We start from the raw sequence: 18,490 nt of genomic DNA, 5'->3' as shown, positions 1-18,490 counted from the left end.
CTCTGGGGTGCAAAGCGTACAGCAAGCGAGGAAAGTTTATACCAGCAGAACGCTGTTTTGAACGTATCTCTTTTATTGTGAACTGACTATAGCAGTTTGAAGACTAGCAGTTTAGAAACTATTTTTAGATATAAAAAAACGCCTCTTACCTGATGACAGATAAGAGGCGTTAATACTGTTTTATGACTAATGTATTACTGGTTTTGTGTTACTGCTACGAGTCGCCTATACAGCTATACGCATCTTATTTATGCGCATATCTCCCGTCTCAACAAAACGCTGATGCCATGACAATGCTTCATTTAAGAGATGCGGCGTTTGTAGGCCACTGGCCTTAGCAGCACGGTCATAGTAATCTTGCAGCATTGGGCGATAGTCTGGGTGCGCACAGTTATCGATGATAAGCTTGGCGCGTTGACGCGGCGACTTACCACGCAAATCTGCAAATCCTTGCTCAGTCACCAAGAACATCACATCATGCTCAGAGTGGTCGTGATGCGATACCATCGGCACGATAGTAGAGATAGCCCCACCTTTCGCTGTTGATGGGCTGACAAAGAACGAGAAATGTGAGTTACGAGTGAAGTCGCCTGAACCACCAATACCGTTCATCATTTTGGTACCCATAATATGGGTTGAGTTGACGTTACCGTAAATATCGGCTTCGATCATCGCATTCATAGCGATAATACCAAGACGACGGATAACCTCTGGATGGTTGGTGAATTCTTGCGGGCGTAGGACGAGTTTGTCACTCAAAAACTCGATGTTATCATTGAAACGCTGTAGCGCATCTGGGCTAAACGACAATGCCGTTGCCGACGCTGACTTCATTTTGCCGCTAAGTACCAGATCAAGCATACCGTCCTGCAAGACTTCGGTGTACCCCATCAAATCATCAAACGGGCTATCTTGTAGACCCATTAATACTGCGTTTGCAACGTTACCCACACCAGACTGTAGTGGTAATAGGTTTTTTGGCAAACGGCCTTTTTTGACTTCATGATCTAAGAATTCAATGATCTGTGAAGCAATCGTTTTAGAGTTATCATCTGGATCAGCAAACTTGCTATTACGATCTGGTGCATCGGTCATAACGATACCGATGATCTTATCGAGATCACACTCTAGGTACGGCGTACCGATGCGGTCATCTGGTTTGACAATAGGAATAGGCTGACGGAACGGCGGCTCACCAAGGTCTGCTGGGATATCATGCATGCCTTCTAACATCATGCTCTGACGCGAGTTTACTTCGATGATGACTTTTTTGGCAGTTTTTAGCCACTGGTTATTGGTACCAATACCCATCGAAGGAATGATTTTACCTTCTGGCGTGATGCCAGTCGCTTCAATCAATGCAATATCCATATCGCCATAGAAGCCAAAACGAACTTGCTGCTCAAAGTGTGATAAGTGCATATCAACGTAGTGAGTGTTACCAGCATTGATGTGGTTACGCATGGCAGGATCAGATTGGAATGGCGCACGGAAATTAATACAGTTGGCTTCTGCCAACACACCATCACAATCATGAGCGGTTGACGCACCCGTTAACATACCGATGCCGAATTTTTCGCCACGAGCGTGAGCATCTTTAGCACGATTAGCGATAGCCGTTGGTACGAATTTTGGGTAGCCTGCACCCGTAAACCCTGCAACACCAAGCGTCATTCCGTTTTGTACAAATGAAGCTGCTTGTTCAGCAGACATGATTTTTTCACGCAAGCCTTCATGTTGAACGCGCTCTTCGTGGTTAATTGAACCCATAACATTCTTCCTATTAACTTCCCTATTAAAATCAGACCTCAATACAATGAATACTAAAACGAACACTACAATGAGGTAAACTTGCAACGAATCCGTTAATACGATTTCGTTGCAGCATTTTGGACAATTTTTCTACAAAAGGCAAGTAGATGAGCCTAAGTATATTCAATTTGATAGAACCAATGCAGCTTATAATGAATCAATGCTTGTTAAATTTATTCTGCCAATAATGTGGCAAGTAGTTCGTCTATCTCGACTTTAAACTCTTTATCTTCAATTTTATTAGCGCTGATTTTGGCATTCTGTAGATTGTTGATAGCAGCGTCTTTTTGACCCAATTCAATTTGCAATACTGCCATAGAAAAGGCAATCGATGACATGTGATCTTTTGAATTAATTGCCGTGGCTTTTTTGAGCGCTTTCTCATAAATGACTAGCGCTGCATCCAAATCCTCAGTGAAGTCAGCAAGTGTCTCCCACTGTTCTGGGTGGTCTTTATCACTCTTTTCATTTTCAATGCAAAGATCTTTTAGCTGCCCATAAAGCAAATCAAATGTTTTTTGATCGTTTTTACTATCAGCTTCTAATAGCTTTTCAGCTAAAACATAAATGGATTTATATATTTTGGTATTAATCATTACTCGTGGCCTTTTTATGCGACTGAATTGGAAAATTGCTGATGATTATAGCTTAAATTGGCGTACTGGATAAGAGTTATGACGGGTGCTTAGCATTTGTATCGTAGAAAGTATAACTAGTGTGTAGGTTACAGCTTAAATAGTACATTAAAGGACACGATAACTGATATCGTGTCCTTTTCATTTTTAAGTCAATTTTTCGATTAAATAACTATCTATCAAATACCTATTTAACTATCTTCTTCTATCAATCCCGATAAAAACGCCTGCAAGTTATCATTGAGTTTTTGGATGTAATAGCCACCCTCTACTAGCACAATCAAAGGTTTATTTAACGCCTTCATCTTTTGCGCTAATACCTTAAAGCCTTCTGTGCTGACTTTACATCTTGCTTCTGGATCATCTTGATAGACATCGAAACCTAAGACATGGACGATGACATCAGCATCAAATGTCTTCATGGTCTCGATTGATTGGTCGACGTAATCAAAAAACCCTTCTTCATCAGTCCCATGCGGCATTGGGAAGTTGACGTTATAGCCATAACCTTCGCCCTCACCTTTCTCAAATTTATGACCGGTAACAGCAGGATAAAAATTAACAGGGTCACCGTGTACCGAGGTATAAAGGACATCTTTACGGTCGTAGAATATCTCTTGAATACCTTGACCATGATGCATATCCGTATCTATGATCGCTATTTTTGCGTATTTTTTCCTTAAATGTTCAGCGATGATGGCAGCATTGTTTAGATAACAAAAACCACCTGCGGCGCTCTTGCGTGCATGATGACCAGGAGGTCGTGAAAAGCAGAGTTGTACATTGCTGTCGCCACTGTCATCGTTGAGTAGGGCTTCAGCAGCATTAAGCGCCGTTTGCGCTGACCAATAGATTGATGTCCACGAATGCTCACTGATTGGCGCGCTATCATCCGCCTGATATTTTGCCGCTTTTGCCATGATGCCCAGTCCAGGATTGTCATACGGCACAAAAATCCCCGTCTGTACTTGCGCTCCTAGGTCCTCATCTACCGCCATCCATTCGTCATAGCCATGCTTTAAAAACTCAACATAACCAAAGTCGTGTACCGCTAAGATAGGCCCGATTCCGATTTCTTTAGCATTCGTAACCTTTAGCCCTAATGCCGCTGGTGCTTTTAACATCTCAACCATACGCTCCGGTATCTCTAACGGCTCATGCATCTTTCCATAAGAAAAGTAAGGCAGTGGTCTATGCAGACTTAGGTTTTCATGACTATATATTTTCACTCTGTACACTCCATTGGTTGTGGCGCATTCCATTTTCTATAATGCAACTATTACAGCTTTGAATACAGCTCGAAACCATAGTCAAACGTACAATACTTGCTGATAGCAACCATTGAATATATGCCAGTGCCTAGTCAGAGTCAAATGATATAACCAGTTATCAGATGTCAATAAAGAGTCTGCGTTGCAGTCTTTCTTGCATCACAGACTCTTTAATAAATCTTTCTATAAATAACAGCAGGTATTAAGACTTAAAAATTTGTACGGTTTGAATAAAGGTGAATTCTTTCAGGCCCGCTTCTCCAAACTCCACCCCAAACCCTGAATCTTTCACACCGCCAAATGGGGCATCAGGCTGAACCATAGCATGGTTATTTATCCAGACCGTACCGCACTCTAAACGAGAAGCAATACTTTGCGCCTCTTTAATATCTTGCGACCAGACCGAACCACCTAGTCCAACTTGCAAACGATTTGCGCTAGCAATTGCTTCTTCCACATCGCTAAATTTAATAATAGGTAAAATAGGCCCAAACTGCTCTTCATCGACTAACCTTGCGCCATCGTTAATGTTGCTCACAAGCGTAATAGGGTAAAAATAACCACTCTCATCAGTGACTTCGCCACCGCATAAGAAATTCGCACCCCGATCTTTCGCATCTTCGGCAAGTGCTTTGACGATATCTAGCTGTTTTTGATTCTGTAGTGGTCCAAAGTCTGTATCTTCATCGAAGCCATTGCCGGTTTTCATGCTTTTGGCCATGTTAGTTAGTGCTTCACAAAGCTCGTCATGCACCGACTCATGGACATAAAGCCGTTTTAACGCAGCACAAGTTTGTCCATTATTAATAAAAGAGGTTGCAAATATCTTTGGCGCACAAGCTGCAATATCGGCATCCGCTAAGACAATACCAGCATCATTACCACCAAGCTCTAACGTTAAGCGGGTTAGATTGTCAGCTGCACTTTTCATAATGGCTTTGCCAGTGGGCGTTGAGCCTGTAAATACGATTTTTTGAATATCTTTGTGTGAGGTCATCGCCGCACCAATATCACCTTCACCAGTTACTACATTCAAGACACCATCTGGCAAAATATCTTTGGCGATTTCACCAAAACGCAATACGGTTAATGGCGTCATCTCGGAGGGTTTCATGACGACTGTATTACCTGTCAATAGAGCAGGAATAATGTGCCAAATACCTATCAATAAGGGGTAATTCCACGGAGTAATCGAACCTACAACCCCAAGCGGCTTGCGATGCAGTTCTATACGCGCTATATCATTATCCTGAATAGTTTCTGGTTCTAAATCCATGCTGGCTGTAGCACGTATCCAAGCCAATGTACCGCCAAACTCAAAGCCTGCGCCTAGATCAGCAAAACCTTTAGTAGGCTTACCTTGCTCTTTGGTCAGTAGCGTCATCAGCTCCTCACCATGGTCTTCGACGGCATCAGCAAGCTGCATCAAATGATCTCGGCGCTGCTCATAAGTCAGCGCTGACCAAGCAGGGAATGCTGTTTTAGCAGCAGCTACCGCGTCATTCAACTGCTCGACACTCGCTTTTGGACAGCGAGCAATGATAGATTTGTCAGCTGGATTGATAACGTCAAAATAGTCAGCAGTGCCAACGCTATTGCCGTTGATAATTAAATTAAATTCTCTCATTTTCTTAACTCTTATTATTAGGATTATTACCTATAGGATTAAATGAAAATACTGAAACCGAGCCATAAAATCAAATCAGCTAGAGCGTCAGTCTGATTAGCAATAATTGATATTAATGCGACAATACAATTGCCACATTAATAATCTCATATTTTACAGATGCTTATTTGCTCTCGCTTTCACTCTGATTCATGTTTAACGAAGGTGTCTCGTCAAAGAAATTCCATGGCTTCAATAGGACATTTACCCATTCTGTCGGCATGATAGGCCATTCCTCAGCTCGTGCAATATGGGTTGTGCCCGTCGTTAGCCACACTACCAAATCTTTATTGTGGATGTTTTCATTGTTTTTCGTAAACTGCCCTAAGCCTGTATCTTTGTCAGAGCGATTAGGGTATTTGCCTTCTGGATATAACTCATTTGCATCATAATTGGTCACCCAAATCTGCTTATCCATAAAATTAAGACGATTGTATATCCACTCATCATCTGCAAAGTTGGCTCCTTTTGCAATAGGATGAGTGCCGCCTGCAAACGGAATCATTTGATAAGATACTGGATTTCCCATACGGTTCTCTTTGCTAGCATTACTGATTAGACGCACAGATGCGGGATCAAAGTTTTCTTTGGCGGCCATCTCTGTCACCACTGTAGTTTCGCGAGTCTCCATGGTACTGGTACGCGGGCCGCCTCGTGTATTGTCAGCTACAACTGGATCTATGCGTTTAATATGATTAGTTTCGCCATCGACATCCATATCCAAGCGGAAATTATAGATATGCTGATGAGTTGTGCCGACGATATTATGATCAATCAACGTACCAAAGCGAGTGTCTTCTTTAGCCGTCGGATCATGCATGGTTTTTGCAAGGACACCTTTGACGGCCTCGATACCAGTGGCTCCAGCGTCAATACCAATCGTTCCGTTTGGCTGAAATACCCAGTCAAAAATATAATCATAGTTGCCTATTGTACTTATCCAGCGTACTACCAGCTCACGGCGCTCAGTACTGACGTTCTTTTGTCCCATTTCTTGATGCTTAAACTCAGGGCCTGCATAACGCTCAAATACTGCGATAGCATTCGGAATGGTATAAGGTTTGCCTTGATAATCTGGAAGAACAGCGTCAAGGAGTACAGCATTTTCTGGTGCGTCGATATTTTTTTCTAGCGGAGAGGTTAAAGTTCCCATGCCGTATTCACCAGCATCTAAATAAGACTTAAAGTACCAACCCATATCAGGATCACCATAAGGAACAACCATACCACCTAAATTGCCTTGATACATGATTTTGCGATCAACACCTTTATCGTTAAAGGTAACGGTACTGAGTTGCAAGCCAGTACGACTATCTAAACCAATATGGAACTTCCAATTGTTCCACTCAACGTCTCGGCCAGTGATGGTATAATTCTTTCCTTCTGGTTCAATAATATTCAACGGCTTGCTATTGACGACTTTTTTATCACGACCATCAATCGGGCGCGGAGTCATCGGTACCGGAATAACACTGCCCTCTTCAATTTTAATAATTTTTTGCTTATCTAGATCAACAACTGCTACCAAATTTTCGATGGGATGTGCCCAATAATTGCCATCGCCTACGTCTAGATAAGAGACGATCTTAAGGACTCGTAGCTGCTGATCTAAATTGTCCTGATCACCAAAATAGCCAACCGTTAATGGTGTGCCTACGACTTTAGTCACATCATCGATACCATGCTTTTTTAACGCTACTTTATATTCTGGGCTGTTTTGAATGATGTCCTGTATGGCAAAAAAATCATCTACCAGCACCATACCAAAGGTATTTTCTATCGCATCCCAACTGGTCAAGGAATTTTTATTTAAATTTGCCTCGCCTTCAATGACCGTATTGCCTTTCAAAATACTAAAAGTTGCTACACGATCACCTTTATAAGGCTTGTTTTCAGTGACATTACGCCATACTGCATCTTTATCAGGTTGTTTTAAGCGTATATCAGAAAACCGTAAATTAGTCTCGGTAGGTTTGGCTTTCTTAATAATAGCCAACGTTTGCTCAATCTCCTTACTACTTAAAACATTGAGTGGATGCGGGCTTTGCTCTATCTTAAAAGTCTGATCTAAACCTGATTGCAAAATCTCATTTGCTAACGAATCAGGCACTAAAGCTTGACCATCTTTCATGACTAGGGGACTCGTAATTGCAAGAGACTTCCCGTTAACCATGGCTGTTTTGCTATTGGGTTTGATTTGTACCCGTGTGGAATTCTTGGTAATGGTATACATATTAGCGTAGCTATCGTATTTGACATCTGCCCCTGCTGTGGTCATCGCTTCTTCTATCGGAACCATATTTACTTTGCCGCCATGAGCAAATGTCTGCGCGCTATATACAAGCGTTAGACTAGCCACTAAGGCGGTAAGAGTTGACTTCAGTATCCTACTAGTAGTGGACTTTTGGTTAATTTTATTATTGGATTTTTGCTTATTATAAATAGTGATATGAGAATGTATCATAGACGATTTCCTTATCGTATTGAGGCGTAGAGATAGCGTATGCTAACTATGTGATGAATTCCATTTCGTGCTTGGTTGTGACAGATAGATAGTAAAAAACGTAGTACATACTCTATAGACGATTCAATTTAAAAGAGGATCAAGGAAACCGAGTGCAGATGTATATGTAATACTTCAAGCAAGGTTAACGCTGTAGTTCTTTTATAAAAGATTGACTATATATCACTTTTGATACAACCATCATTTACTATCACAATAGTTATATTACACGACAACGACCCTTCTATTTTTTTATTTTTATTAAATATACTTCAAAGTGAATTTATTTTTTAGTGTAGATAATATGAGCTTATAGCAGAAAGCAAATACAAAAAAACCGCATGATATTAGCATCACACGGTTTCTCTACTTTAATTACTGCCTGTATTTTTAAAAACAATCATTCATTACTAAGCAAGCATACCGCCATCGACAACGACCGTCGCGCCTGTCGTATAGCTTGACGCATCAGACACTAGGTACAATACCGTACCTGCCATCTCGTCAGGGTCAGCTACACGCCCTAGTGGAATCGCATGTAGTGCCATCTTTAAAACTTTATCATTGGTGGTCAATGCTGAGGCAAACTTAGTATCGGTCAGACCCGGCAATAATGCATTGACACGAATGTTTAATGGGCCACATTCTTTGGCAAAGGCTTTGGTCATGCTAATAACTGCAGCTTTGGTGATTGAATAGATGCCTTGCTTGTCACCCGCGACCAAGCCATTAACCGACGCAGTATTTAAAATCACCCCGCCGCCCTGCTCGCGCATCATTTTTCCCGCCGCTGTCGACATAAAGAAATAACCGCGAATATTGACCTCTACGGTTTTATCAAAAGCTGCCAAATCTGTATCTAAGATATGCCCATAGTAAGGGTTTGCTGCGGCGTTATTCACTAAGATATCAATTTGACCAAATTCGCTTTTGATATGCTCAAAGATCGCCTCAATCTGCTCCATCTCGCCCACATGACAGGCAAAGGCACTGGCTTTGTGACCATCAGCGACGATGCTATCGGCTACAGCTTGGCAAGCATCAATCTTACGGCTAGAGACAATCACATGTGCGCCTCTAGATGCCAATAGACGAGCGATAGACTCACCAATACCGCGGCTGGCACCAGTAACTAAAGCAATCTTACCGGTTAAATCAAATAAATCTTTCATCATTATTCCTTATATTTTAAATATATTATTTTTAAATTTTTATCATCTCTGCGAAACTTAATACCATCTCCAAAAATTTGAGCAGCAAGGAAGACGAGTGCAAATACTACAATTAGTAGACTAAGCGAGTTTGACACCGCTAATCATATTTTTGGGATTGGTATAAAACCATTAAGCTAACATGCCACCATCAAGGGTAAAAGCATGGCCATTCATAAAGCTGCTTTCATCACTAGCCAGCCATGCAATCGCACCAGACACTTCATCGACGTCACCTAAACGGCGCATTGGGCCGGCTTTGATGGTTGCTTGTTGGGCACGCTCGTCCATGTTTGCCATGGTATTACGCACCATCGGCGTATCGATAAAGCTCGGACATACCGCGTTAAAACGAATATTAACGCGCGCATACTCGTGAGCAGCAGATTTAGTCAATCCCATTACCCCATGCTTAGCAGCGCTATAAGCTGATAATAGCGGCGCAGAACGCAGGCCTGCGATAGACGCCACATTGATTACATGTCCACCGCCATTGGTCGCCATACAAGTGATAGCGGCCCTCATACAATGCCAGACGCCTTTTAGATTGACGGCGATATTACGATCGAAATCTTCATCGCTCAGCTCATGCATGGGTGCTGGATTGTGATCGATGCCGGCATTATTTATTACCACATCAAGACCACCAAGCGTCTCCATGGCAAAAGCAAATAGCGCACGTACATCATCACCGCTGGTGACATCGACCTTTTTAAAGACGATACTATTGCCAGCGTCTTGTGCTTGCTTAGCAACGGCTGCGCCCATCTCTTCTGCCAAATCGCCAATCACTACTTTGGCCCCGCGACTGGCTAGCAATAACGCACTTGCGGCTCCAATACCAGACGCCCCGCCGGTGATTAAAATGCGTTTACCAGTTACGTCTGATGCAACTCCATTTGTGTTTAACGTCATACTTTATTCCTTTAAAAGAGTTTTATTTTATATGGTGCAAGTTTTTTCAACACGATGCGACTAACTTCTCATTGGTTAGAACCATTCTGCTTGCATATCGGTACATACAGCATTGTCGTTATTTAACAGCTCGATATCACGATTGATTAAGGGCAATTCCCAATCGATAAAATATTTTGCTGCTTGCAGTTTACCGTGATAGAAGTTTTGTTTTTCCGTATCTTGTGAATTACTGTCCATGGTCTCACTTAATAATTGCTCAGCTTTGCTGGCTTGGCGAATCCAAATCCAACTGACCACGATAGAGGCAAAGATATTCATCAATGCTTGTGCATTGCCAGTCAACGTGATGGCTTTTTCCGTTTGCAGGATTTTGCTTAAATGCACCAACACTTCATGCAAATGACCCATATAAGGCATCAATTTACCCGCAAGTTTGGCGGTTTCTGGTGTATTGATATTCTCTAAATCTTTGGTGATTTCACGTTTTAGAATTTGAATACCAAGCCCTTTATTTTGCCATAACTTTCGGAATGACAAATCTAACGCTTGCACGCCATTTGTGCCTTCATGAATGGGATTGAGACGGTTGTCACGCCAAAACTGTTCGGCCTGATACTCACGCGTATAACCCGCACCGCCCAATACTTGAATACCCAAGTCATTGGCCTTTGGACCATATTCAGACGGCCATGCTTTTAACACTGGCGTTAGTAAATCCAATAATTCTGATAGCTCGTTTTTCAGTGTTGTATCTTCACACGTATTGATACGGTCAATCAGGTTTGAGCCATATAAGCACAGTGATATGCCGCCCTCGCTATAAGCTTTTTGCGCAAGTAGCATACGCTTCACATCACCATGATTGATAATAGCCGTTGCTGCATCTTCAGGTTTATTATTCGGTGCGATTCTGCCCTGCGTTCTGTCTTTGGCATAATCGAGCGAATACTGATAACCGCGATATCCAATCATCGCTGCGCCAAAACCAACCGCGATACGCGCCTCATTCATCATTTTAAACATGTAGCGCAGACCAAAATGCTCTTCGCCTATAAGATAGCCATAACACTCGCCCTCATCGCCAAAGCTTAATGCGGTAGAAGTCGCACCTCGATAACCCAACTTATGAATGAGTCCGGTTAAATGAACATCATTACGCTCGCCTACTGATAAATCGTCATTGAGTCGATACTTGGGCACGGCAAATAACGAGATGCCTTTGACGCCACCAGGACCGCCCGGCACTTTGGCCAATACCAAATGCACGATGTTATCAGACAATTCGTGATCGCCTGCTGAGATATAAATTTTGCTACCTTTGACACGATAGCTGCCGTCGTCCTGCTTTATTGCAATGGTTTTAATGTCGGCAAGCGACGAACCTGCATGTGGCTCAGTTAGGGCCATGGTGCCAGTAAATTCACCGGTCAGCATACGCGGCATAAAGGCATCTTTAATCTCATCACTGGCGAAATGTGAGATAACATTAATCGCGGCAGTGGTTAAAAATGGATAAGCCGTGGTTGAGGGATTGGCAGCCATAAAATAGCCTGCCACAGCTGTCATCACTGTTTCAGGCAATTGCATACCGCCATCGTCAAAGCTATAACGACCCGCGATAAAGCCTGACTCACGAAACGCATCAAAAGCGACTTTGACATCGTCTATCATGCTGACTTTTTTGCCGTCAAACTGCGGCTCGTTTTTATCTGCTAAATGGTTGTGGGGCAAGAACAACTGAGTCGCGATTTTATTGGCGGTGTCTAATACCGCATTGAAGGTTTCGCGGCTGTGCTCTGCAAATTTTGGATGCTCGGTTAGCGTTTCAGTGCCCAATACATCATATAATTGGAATGGTAATTCAAAGTCGTTGATAAGCGTATCTGCTGCCATAGTATTCTCGTTAACTCATTAAATTTGGTAATCAATTGATATTAATCTAATTTAACGTCTTGCCGTATTGTCATTTATGACATAATTATGGTCAAACAAGACATTTCCTCTAACCTATGCTGAGTGAACTTCAAATTACGCATAGTGCAGCTGGTGTAGATTTTTGCAGCCTCTGTCTGGCGAAGCGCACAGCACGCAAGAAAATCTTTACCAGCTGCACGTAAACATCAAATATACATTCTCATACACCTAAAGGGAGCTAAATTTTGCCCTACTCCAAACCTTTTAAAGTCATTATTGTTGGTTTCGATGGTGTGCTCGGCAGCGTGCTAGCTGGGGCGCTAGATTTGTTTTCGTTTACTGGGGTCAGTTGGCAACGCTTTTTGGATGAGCGCGTTGAGCCAAGGTTTAATGTACAGATTGCCAGTCTAGGCGGCGTCGATATCAGATGTAGCAATCGCTTAATCATGCAAGCGCATTGCGACATTCAAGACGTGATTGAGTGCGACTTACTATTAATTCCAACGATTGGCGATTCAATCGATAAAGTGTTGAGTCAAAATAGTAATTTAATTCCGCATTTACAGCGACTGGCGAATACTAAAGCGGATATTGCAAGCAACTGTAGCGGGGCTTTCTTTTTAGCAAAGGCGGGCTTGCTCGATGGCAAAGTAGCGACAACCCATTGGGGCTATGCCAGTAAGTTTAAGGCAGATTTTCCACTGGTTGATTTGCAAGAGAACCAGTTTGTCACTCAATCAAAGATTCAATCAAAAAACCAGTCGGAAAGTGATTTAGCACACAAATCGGGCGATATATTTTGTGCAGCGGGCGGTAGCGCGTTTTATGACTTGGGATTATTATTGATAGAGCGATTTTGTGGGCGCGAGATTTCTACCCAAGTGGCGAAAACCCAGATTATTGATAGTAAACGGGGTAATCAAAATAGCTATACCAATGTGACTTTGCATAAGCCGCATTCAGACCAGCTGGTTAAGCAAGTACAAGAGTTTATCGAGGAAAACTTTAAGCAACCTATCCAAATCAGCCGTTTGGCTGCCATGGTCAATATCACTCCACGCACTCTAAATAGACGTTTTCAATCCTGCGTCGCGATGCGTCCGATTGAGTATATTCAAGCGGTTAGAATTGAACAAGCAAAGCGTCTATTAGAATCAGGAGATGTGACGATAAAATCGCTGGCCGAGCAAGTCGGCTACGAGGATATCTCGTCATTCACACGTTTGTTTAAGCGCGCCACCGAGCTGACACCGAAAGAATATCAAGATAAGTTTTCGCGGTTGGCGATTTAGTAATGTTTCTTAATAGTACTTTTGTATAGTCGATCTACTAGAAAATAAATACAGCGCTACTGGGGTAAATTTTGCGCAGCCTCTGTCTGCGTAGGCACAGCAAGCAAGCAAGAAAGATTTATCCCAGTAGCGCGTTATAGTGTTTGCACTTATTTTTTCAGGACCGATTATATGAGGGCTTAACAAAGAGCAGAAAACAAAAAGCCGACCTGACTTTAAATCAAATCGGCTTTATTGATGCTATAAGTAGACTGCTAATACAGCAAATGTGCTACTGACGTGATAACCACTAAGCTAATAAGTGTGCGAATAATGAAGATCATAAACAGCTCTAAAACGTTGAGCTTAATATTTGACTTCAAAATTAGTGCACCAACTTCAGACATATAAATAATCTGGGTAATAGATGCAGCACCGACGATAAAGCGCGTCATCTCACTTTCAATACTCTTACCGACCAACGCTGGTAGATACATATCAGCAAAGCCCATAATCATAGCAGGAGCAGCCTTTGCGGCTTCTGGAATCTGTAATAACTCAAGCACTGGCACCAGTGGGGTTGCAAGCCAATCAAATACTGGCGTGTACTCTGCTAAGCCAAGACCAATGGTGCCGATAGCAAAAATAACCGGAATGAGTCCAAGATAGATATCAAATAAATTCTTGACGCTATGCTTAAACACGCTACCCAAGCTCGGCATAGAATGCGCACGAGTCACAGCACGGTTCAGTGCCCACTGCGGCATACTATATTGAGCAGGAATTTCTTCATCTAACATACATTTGCCAGAATGGTAAGTATCAGGCTTCAATGACAACGGTGGTATACGCGGCATAATAATAGCAGCTATAAAACCCGTCAAAGCGATGGTCAAATAAAAGAAAACAAAGTTATTGTCTACGCCAATAGTCTTGGCGACGACGTAAGTAAAAGCGATTGAAGTTACCGAAAAGGTTGTGGCAATAATCGCCGCTTCACGCTGGCTATAATAACTTTTATCGTACTCTTGCATAGTGACTAGCAGGCCAATGGAAGCCGCACCAAACCAAGAGGACATGGCATCTACTGCCGAGCGTCCTGGGAGTTTAAATAGTTTGATAAATACTTTACTGGCTAACGTTCCCAAAAATTCCATCAAGCCAAAATCAGTCAAAAATGGTAAGGACAAGATGGCAAAGAAAAACAAAGGAATCAGAATTGGGATAAGATCTTCAAAAATAACGCCGCCAGTATTACGGTTGATAATAAACTCAGGGCCTATCTGTAAAAAAATCATCCAAATGAACAAGGCGCCTAAAAAACGTGCAGCGAGCCAAAACCAATCGACATCGAATAGTTTTCTTAATAAAGAGTCTGCATGCAAGTCAGGTCGCAACACTTTTACTGCCAGTGCCCCGATAAAAGAGGTCGTAACTATCGCCAGTGTAATATAAGCGACGTAACCACCTAAAATGGCTTGCAAAGCATCGGTTAATACGCCAAGTAAAATAGTAACTTTACCATCCCATTGAAATGGAATGATAAATAGCGCAATACCAAGCGCTGAAAATAATAAAAATTTCCACAATGACGCGCGCCATTGCTCTCCTTGCGGCGTTTTTGGATCGACAGCATTGTTGCCTAGAACAGGCTGCTGCGACTTATTTATATTAACCGTCATTTAATTCCTCCATGATGGGCGACAATCGCCAATTTTTCCATTTCGCTGTCTGACCAATTCCCGGATTTAGCGAATTAGTCGGGTCTAGTTTTTTATAAAACGAATGTAATTCAGACTTAGCGGTATAAACATGACCCACATTGTGTTCAGCGGGATATTCAATATGACGCTGATCATAAAATGCCAACAATTCATCCTTGAACGTTTTTGAGTCAATAGTAGGATTTAGTAAGTAGTCTTGATGCATGACATAACAAAAAAAATGTCCCAAATAAAAGGTTTTGCTTACTTGTCTTTGCAAGTTAAGAGGTAGCGATTCATCCCAATCTACAGCGTTCCTTGGCAAGGCGATATCTGTAGATACTAGCTCGCCAAATTCACTATGATTTAGATTGTGATAACGAAACATAGCAGCCGTTGCCGCACTGCGAAATACTAATAATGCCTGTGCTTCTTCTTCTGTGCATGTATGTAGTACACCTTGATGCTGCTGCATATGAGACTGCAAAAATTCTTGAGCAGATGCGATATGACTGTCACTTGCACAAACATTCGCTACTTTTATAACTAAATGATAACGGTATGATACTGCTTGCTCGGCTAAAACTTTCGGTAATGATGCTGGCATAAAGGTAGATGCTATCTGTAGCACGCGATCTGGCAAAGTTTTTGGCAATCGCCATTTATCCAGATAATAGCCAATCTTTGCTTGTAGTCGATACAACGCTCCTATCTTACTAGCAGGCAACTTTTGCATACTTAAACAAGTATCACGGCCGTAGCGTAGCGTGATGTCATTATAATCTTTATGCATATACTCTGCCAAGATGGGCAGATGTAATTCACTTTTAAGCCAATGCTGTCTCAGCGTGGTCAAGGTATCAGCATCATCGGTCGAGATATAAAACGCTTGCTCTTGCTTAGGTTTAGGATAAGTCGCTACTCTTACAGCAAATACAATTACTTTACCTGCTGAACCTGACGCTTCATATAATCCATTAGGATCATTGTTAAACCTAGCAGGCGTCTTAGCCTCACAATCGCGTACTTTGGTTTGATACTGATGGTTTGCGCATGCTTTGTTAATGCTAGCATTAACCATATTTTTATCGAACGTGCCAGCTTGTAAATTATTAAGCATCTCTTCTGGATGCGTGCCTAAATCAACGCCTAAGTGATTGATTAACTCAAACTCATCTAAGGCATTGCGTTTAGCAAACAGTGCCATCTCAGTATAAGCAGGGCCACGCTGCACCAACATCCCACCAGAACTATTACAAATACCGCCGATGACCGAAGCACCAACACAGCTAGAGCCTAATACTGAATGTGGTTCACGCCCTAACGGTGCAAGATTAGACTCCAGTTGTTGAAGGGTCGCAGCTGGTAAGGCAATAACCTCCGTCGCATCATTGAGTAGATAAATACCACTGAGCGACTGCATCGAAATCACTACCACAGGCCGATCATACTCACCGTATGGCGTTGATCCTCCAGTCAGTCCGGTATTAGCAGCTTGAGCAATAATAATGACATCTGCCGCCGCGCAAAGGTTGATGACACGCCATAGTGCGATTAAAGAATCCGGTGTCACTACTGCTACTGTAGTAGAAGCAACAGACTTAATCGCTCCGTGCACGTAGGCTTGCTGCTGGCTGGGCTTGGTCAGTACATTAGTCGCCCCAACAACAGCCGTCAAATCAGCTAATAAACTATCTAACAGCTCAGACAATTTACCAGACAAGCGGTTAGAATGTGACACCATAGACGTTCTTCCTTGAGCGACTAGCTTTAACTATATCCAGCTTCAGCGTCCTGCTAACTAAAACAAGTAAAGCTCTTGCCCATTTCAAGCAGAAATTCATCGGCTTCATCAACTTCATAAATAATCGGTTGTTTACCTTTTATGTCCGTTTGCAATGCATCTAGTAGCTGCTGCTTATCGGTAATTCTACGATAGCCAGCGCCAAATCCTGCTGCTAGCGGCTCGAAGTTAGGTGTCTTAATATTCACCCCAATCAATGGCAAACCGCCTTCTTCCATATAGCGGCGAATCTCCCCATAACCTTGGTTGTTCCATAATAAGACAATCAACGGTAGCTCAAGCTCAGCCGCGCAGATGAGTTCTGCAATGGTAAATTGAATACCACCATCGCCGATTAGGCTAATGACAGGAAGCTTCGATCCAATCATTGCGCCAATCGCGGCAGGCAAGCCATAACCTAACGTGCCAAACCCAGTCGATGAGTTAAACCACTTACGGGTCGCCAGCGCCTCAAAGCCAAGATTGCCACTATAGACCGGTTGGGTCGAATCACCAACGAAGATGACGTCTTTTACTTCATCTCTAATTAGTTGAAGCAGTGCATTTTGTCCAGCAAAGTCTGGCGTCATAGCTTCTATTAACGCCTGCTTTGCCTCAGCTACTCGTGACGCTGCTTGATGATTAAGCTGATGACTTTCTAAACGCGTACAAAGACCGCTAATAGCCATTTGCGCATCAGATAATACAGCGATATCCGCTCTAAAAGGACGTTGCAGCTGCTGAGCATCGCAGTCAATACGAATGAGTGTGCCGTTGATTTGGAACTCGCCATTAAAGAAGACATCGTAATCGGTCTCACCAAGCTCAGTACCAATCGCCAATACCAAGTCCGCCTCGCTAATAACGGCGCGACCGGCGTCTAATGACTGATTGCTACCCAAACTCAAAGGATGACCAGGTGGCAATAAACCTTTGGCATTAATGGTCAAAAATGTCGGTGCATCGATAAGCTCTGCCAATTTTTGCGCCTCATGATCAACATCAACGCAGCCGCCACCGTACAATACAACTGGATTTTTTGCACTTTTTAGCTGCTCAACAATCAAATCAAGCTGCGCAGGATTAGGCAGCGGTCTCATGACTTGCGGTAGTGCTAAACCATCATCAGCTTGGCTTTTTGCAGTGTCATTTAAATTTTTGGTGCTGTTAAAATTAGAGGTTAAATCAGACGGCTTAGCGACATGGCTAGCATCAGCGGTAATGATATCGATAGGCAGCTGAATATGAACTGGTCCCGGACGCGCGCCATTAAATAACGCAAAGGCTTCGGCAATGACCTTAGGTAACGCTTCAGGTTGCCAAATAGTTTTACTCATGAGCGCAACCTTGCTAACCATACCTTGTTGGTCGTGCAATTCATGCAAGTGCCCTTCACCGCTACCCGTATCTTTAACTTTATTGACACTAGATATTACTAGCATCGGTATAGAATCTGCTAACGCTTGCGCCATAGCAGTCATGATGTTGGTCATACCAGGGCCGGTAATAATAAAGCACACCCCGACTTTACCAGAGGCACGGTAATAGCCGTCGGCCATAAAACCTGCACCTTGCTCGTGACGCGGTGTCACGTGGCGAATATTGGTATTAGGCAGACCACGATATAACTCTACCGTGTGTACACCTGGAATACCAAATACGGTCTCAACTCCATAATACTCTAGCCATTGCACCAGTAGCTCACCGCAGGTCAGAGGCGAAGTGATTGGCAATGAAGAAGGCGCTTGCGTTGATTGCGTCATGAGTAGATCATCCTAAAAAAGTTCAATAGCAGTTAAATAA

12 protein-coding genes are annotated in these 18,490 nt (G+C 42.8%); 1 reads left to right on the top strand and 11 read right to left on the bottom strand.

Annotated elements, in window-relative coordinates; translation table 11 throughout:
* Positions 1 to 225: 225 nt before the first annotated feature.
* The 8 genes from AK825_RS04930 to AK825_RS04895 all read right to left on the bottom strand — a co-directional run bounded on the left by AK825_RS04930 (position 226) and on the right by AK825_RS04895 (position 11,909).
* On the bottom strand, positions 226 to 1,770 hold the full coding sequence (locus AK825_RS04930; RefSeq protein ID WP_068035040.1) for an acetyl-CoA hydrolase/transferase family protein: 1,545 nt from the start codon (positions 1,768 to 1,770) through the stop codon (positions 226 to 228).
* Positions 1,771 to 1,985: 215 nt separating this feature from the next.
* Positions 1,986 to 2,408, bottom strand: a complete 423-nt coding sequence (locus AK825_RS04925; protein ID WP_068035038.1) for a Replicative DNA helicase — start codon at positions 2,406 to 2,408, stop codon at positions 1,986 to 1,988.
* Between the two features lie 230 nt (positions 2,409 to 2,638).
* Positions 2,639 to 3,676, bottom strand: coding sequence for a histone deacetylase family protein (locus AK825_RS04920; RefSeq protein ID WP_068035036.1), 1,038 nt, complete (start codon positions 3,674 to 3,676; stop codon positions 2,639 to 2,641).
* Between the two features lie 244 nt (positions 3,677 to 3,920).
* Entirely contained in the window at positions 3,921 to 5,345 is a 1,425-nt protein-coding gene (locus AK825_RS04915; RefSeq protein ID WP_068035034.1) for an aldehyde dehydrogenase family protein, read from the bottom strand.
* A 163-nt stretch (positions 5,346 to 5,508) separates the two neighbouring features.
* Positions 5,509 to 7,848: a primary-amine oxidase gene (gene tynA, locus AK825_RS04910; protein ID WP_082787171.1), complete on the bottom strand. Its 2,340-nt coding sequence runs from the start codon at positions 7,846 to 7,848 to the stop codon at positions 5,509 to 5,511.
* Positions 7,849 to 8,297: 449 nt separating this feature from the next.
* Positions 8,298 to 9,062, bottom strand: a complete 765-nt coding sequence (locus tag AK825_RS04905) for an SDR family oxidoreductase (protein ID WP_264753640.1) — start codon at positions 9,060 to 9,062, stop codon at positions 8,298 to 8,300.
* Between the two features lie 168 nt (positions 9,063 to 9,230).
* Positions 9,231 to 10,013, bottom strand: coding sequence for an SDR family NAD(P)-dependent oxidoreductase (locus tag AK825_RS04900; protein WP_068035030.1), 783 nt, complete (start codon positions 10,011 to 10,013; stop codon positions 9,231 to 9,233).
* A gap of 75 nt (positions 10,014 to 10,088) precedes the next feature.
* Entirely contained in the window at positions 10,089 to 11,909 is a 1,821-nt protein-coding gene (locus AK825_RS04895) for an acyl-CoA dehydrogenase (RefSeq protein WP_068035029.1), read from the bottom strand.
* A 266-nt stretch (positions 11,910 to 12,175) separates the two neighbouring features.
* On the opposite strand from AK825_RS04895, the gene AK825_RS04890 reads away from it, so the two are divergent.
* Positions 12,176 to 13,222 (top strand): helix-turn-helix domain-containing protein, encoded by a 1,047-nt coding sequence (locus AK825_RS04890; protein WP_068035028.1) that lies wholly within the window; start codon positions 12,176 to 12,178, stop codon positions 13,220 to 13,222.
* 254 nt (positions 13,223 to 13,476) lie between these two features.
* Here the strand turns inward: AK825_RS04890 and AK825_RS04885 are convergent, their stop codons facing one another.
* Genes AK825_RS04885 through AK825_RS04875 form a run of 3 tightly spaced genes read right to left on the bottom strand, consistent with a single transcriptional unit; the run spans position 13,477 to position 18,450 of the window.
* On the bottom strand, positions 13,477 to 14,883 hold the full coding sequence (locus AK825_RS04885) for a YjiH family protein (RefSeq protein ID WP_068035027.1): 1,407 nt from the start codon (positions 14,881 to 14,883) through the stop codon (positions 13,477 to 13,479).
* A complete protein-coding gene (dld, locus tag AK825_RS04880; RefSeq protein ID WP_068035026.1) occupies positions 14,873 to 16,648 on the bottom strand; it encodes a D-lactate dehydrogenase in 1,776 nt (591 codons plus the stop codon). Before dld ends, AK825_RS04885 begins: the two co-directional genes overlap by 11 nt.
* 53 nt (positions 16,649 to 16,701) lie before the next feature.
* Positions 16,702 to 18,450, bottom strand: coding sequence for a 5-guanidino-2-oxopentanoate decarboxylase (locus tag AK825_RS04875; RefSeq protein ID WP_068035024.1), 1,749 nt, complete (start codon positions 18,448 to 18,450; stop codon positions 16,702 to 16,704).
* Positions 18,451 to 18,490 lie beyond the last annotated feature (40 nt).

It is taken from the genome of Psychrobacter sp. P11G5, assembly GCF_001593305.1.
Taxonomy (GTDB): Bacteria; Pseudomonadota; Gammaproteobacteria; order Pseudomonadales; family Moraxellaceae; genus Psychrobacter.
The sequence above is the reverse complement of the archived record's forward strand: the minus strand, read 5'-3'. Positions and strand labels throughout refer to the sequence as shown.

Excerpts from the sequence above, each read along its gene's own strand:
- AK825_RS04875 (WP_068035024.1), bottom strand. The coding sequence starts at position 18,450 with ATGACGCAATCAACGCAAGCGCCTTCTTCATTGCCAATCACTTCGCCT.
- dld (WP_068035026.1), bottom strand. The coding sequence starts at position 16,648 with ATGGTGTCACATTCTAACCGCTTGTCTGGTAAATTGTCTGAGCTGTTA.
- AK825_RS04925 (WP_068035038.1), bottom strand. The coding sequence starts at position 2,408 with ATGATTAATACCAAAATATATAAATCCATTTATGTTTTAGCTGAAAAG.
- AK825_RS04915 (WP_068035034.1), bottom strand. The coding sequence starts at position 5,345 with ATGAGAGAATTTAATTTAATTATCAACGGCAATAGCGTTGGCACTGCT.
- AK825_RS04930 (WP_068035040.1), bottom strand. The coding sequence starts at position 1,770 with ATGGGTTCAATTAACCACGAAGAGCGCGTTCAACATGAAGGCTTGCGT.
- AK825_RS04885 (WP_068035027.1), bottom strand. The coding sequence starts at position 14,883 with ATGACGGTTAATATAAATAAGTCGCAGCAGCCTGTTCTAGGCAACAAT.
- AK825_RS04895 (WP_068035029.1), bottom strand. The coding sequence starts at position 11,909 with ATGGCAGCAGATACGCTTATCAACGACTTTGAATTACCATTCCAATTA.
- AK825_RS04900 (WP_068035030.1), bottom strand. The coding sequence starts at position 10,013 with ATGACGTTAAACACAAATGGAGTTGCATCAGACGTAACTGGTAAACGC.
- tynA (WP_082787171.1), bottom strand. The coding sequence starts at position 7,848 with ATGATACATTCTCATATCACTATTTATAATAAGCAAAAATCCAATAAT.
- AK825_RS04905 (WP_264753640.1), bottom strand. The coding sequence starts at position 9,062 with ATGATGAAAGATTTATTTGATTTAACCGGTAAGATTGCTTTAGTTACT.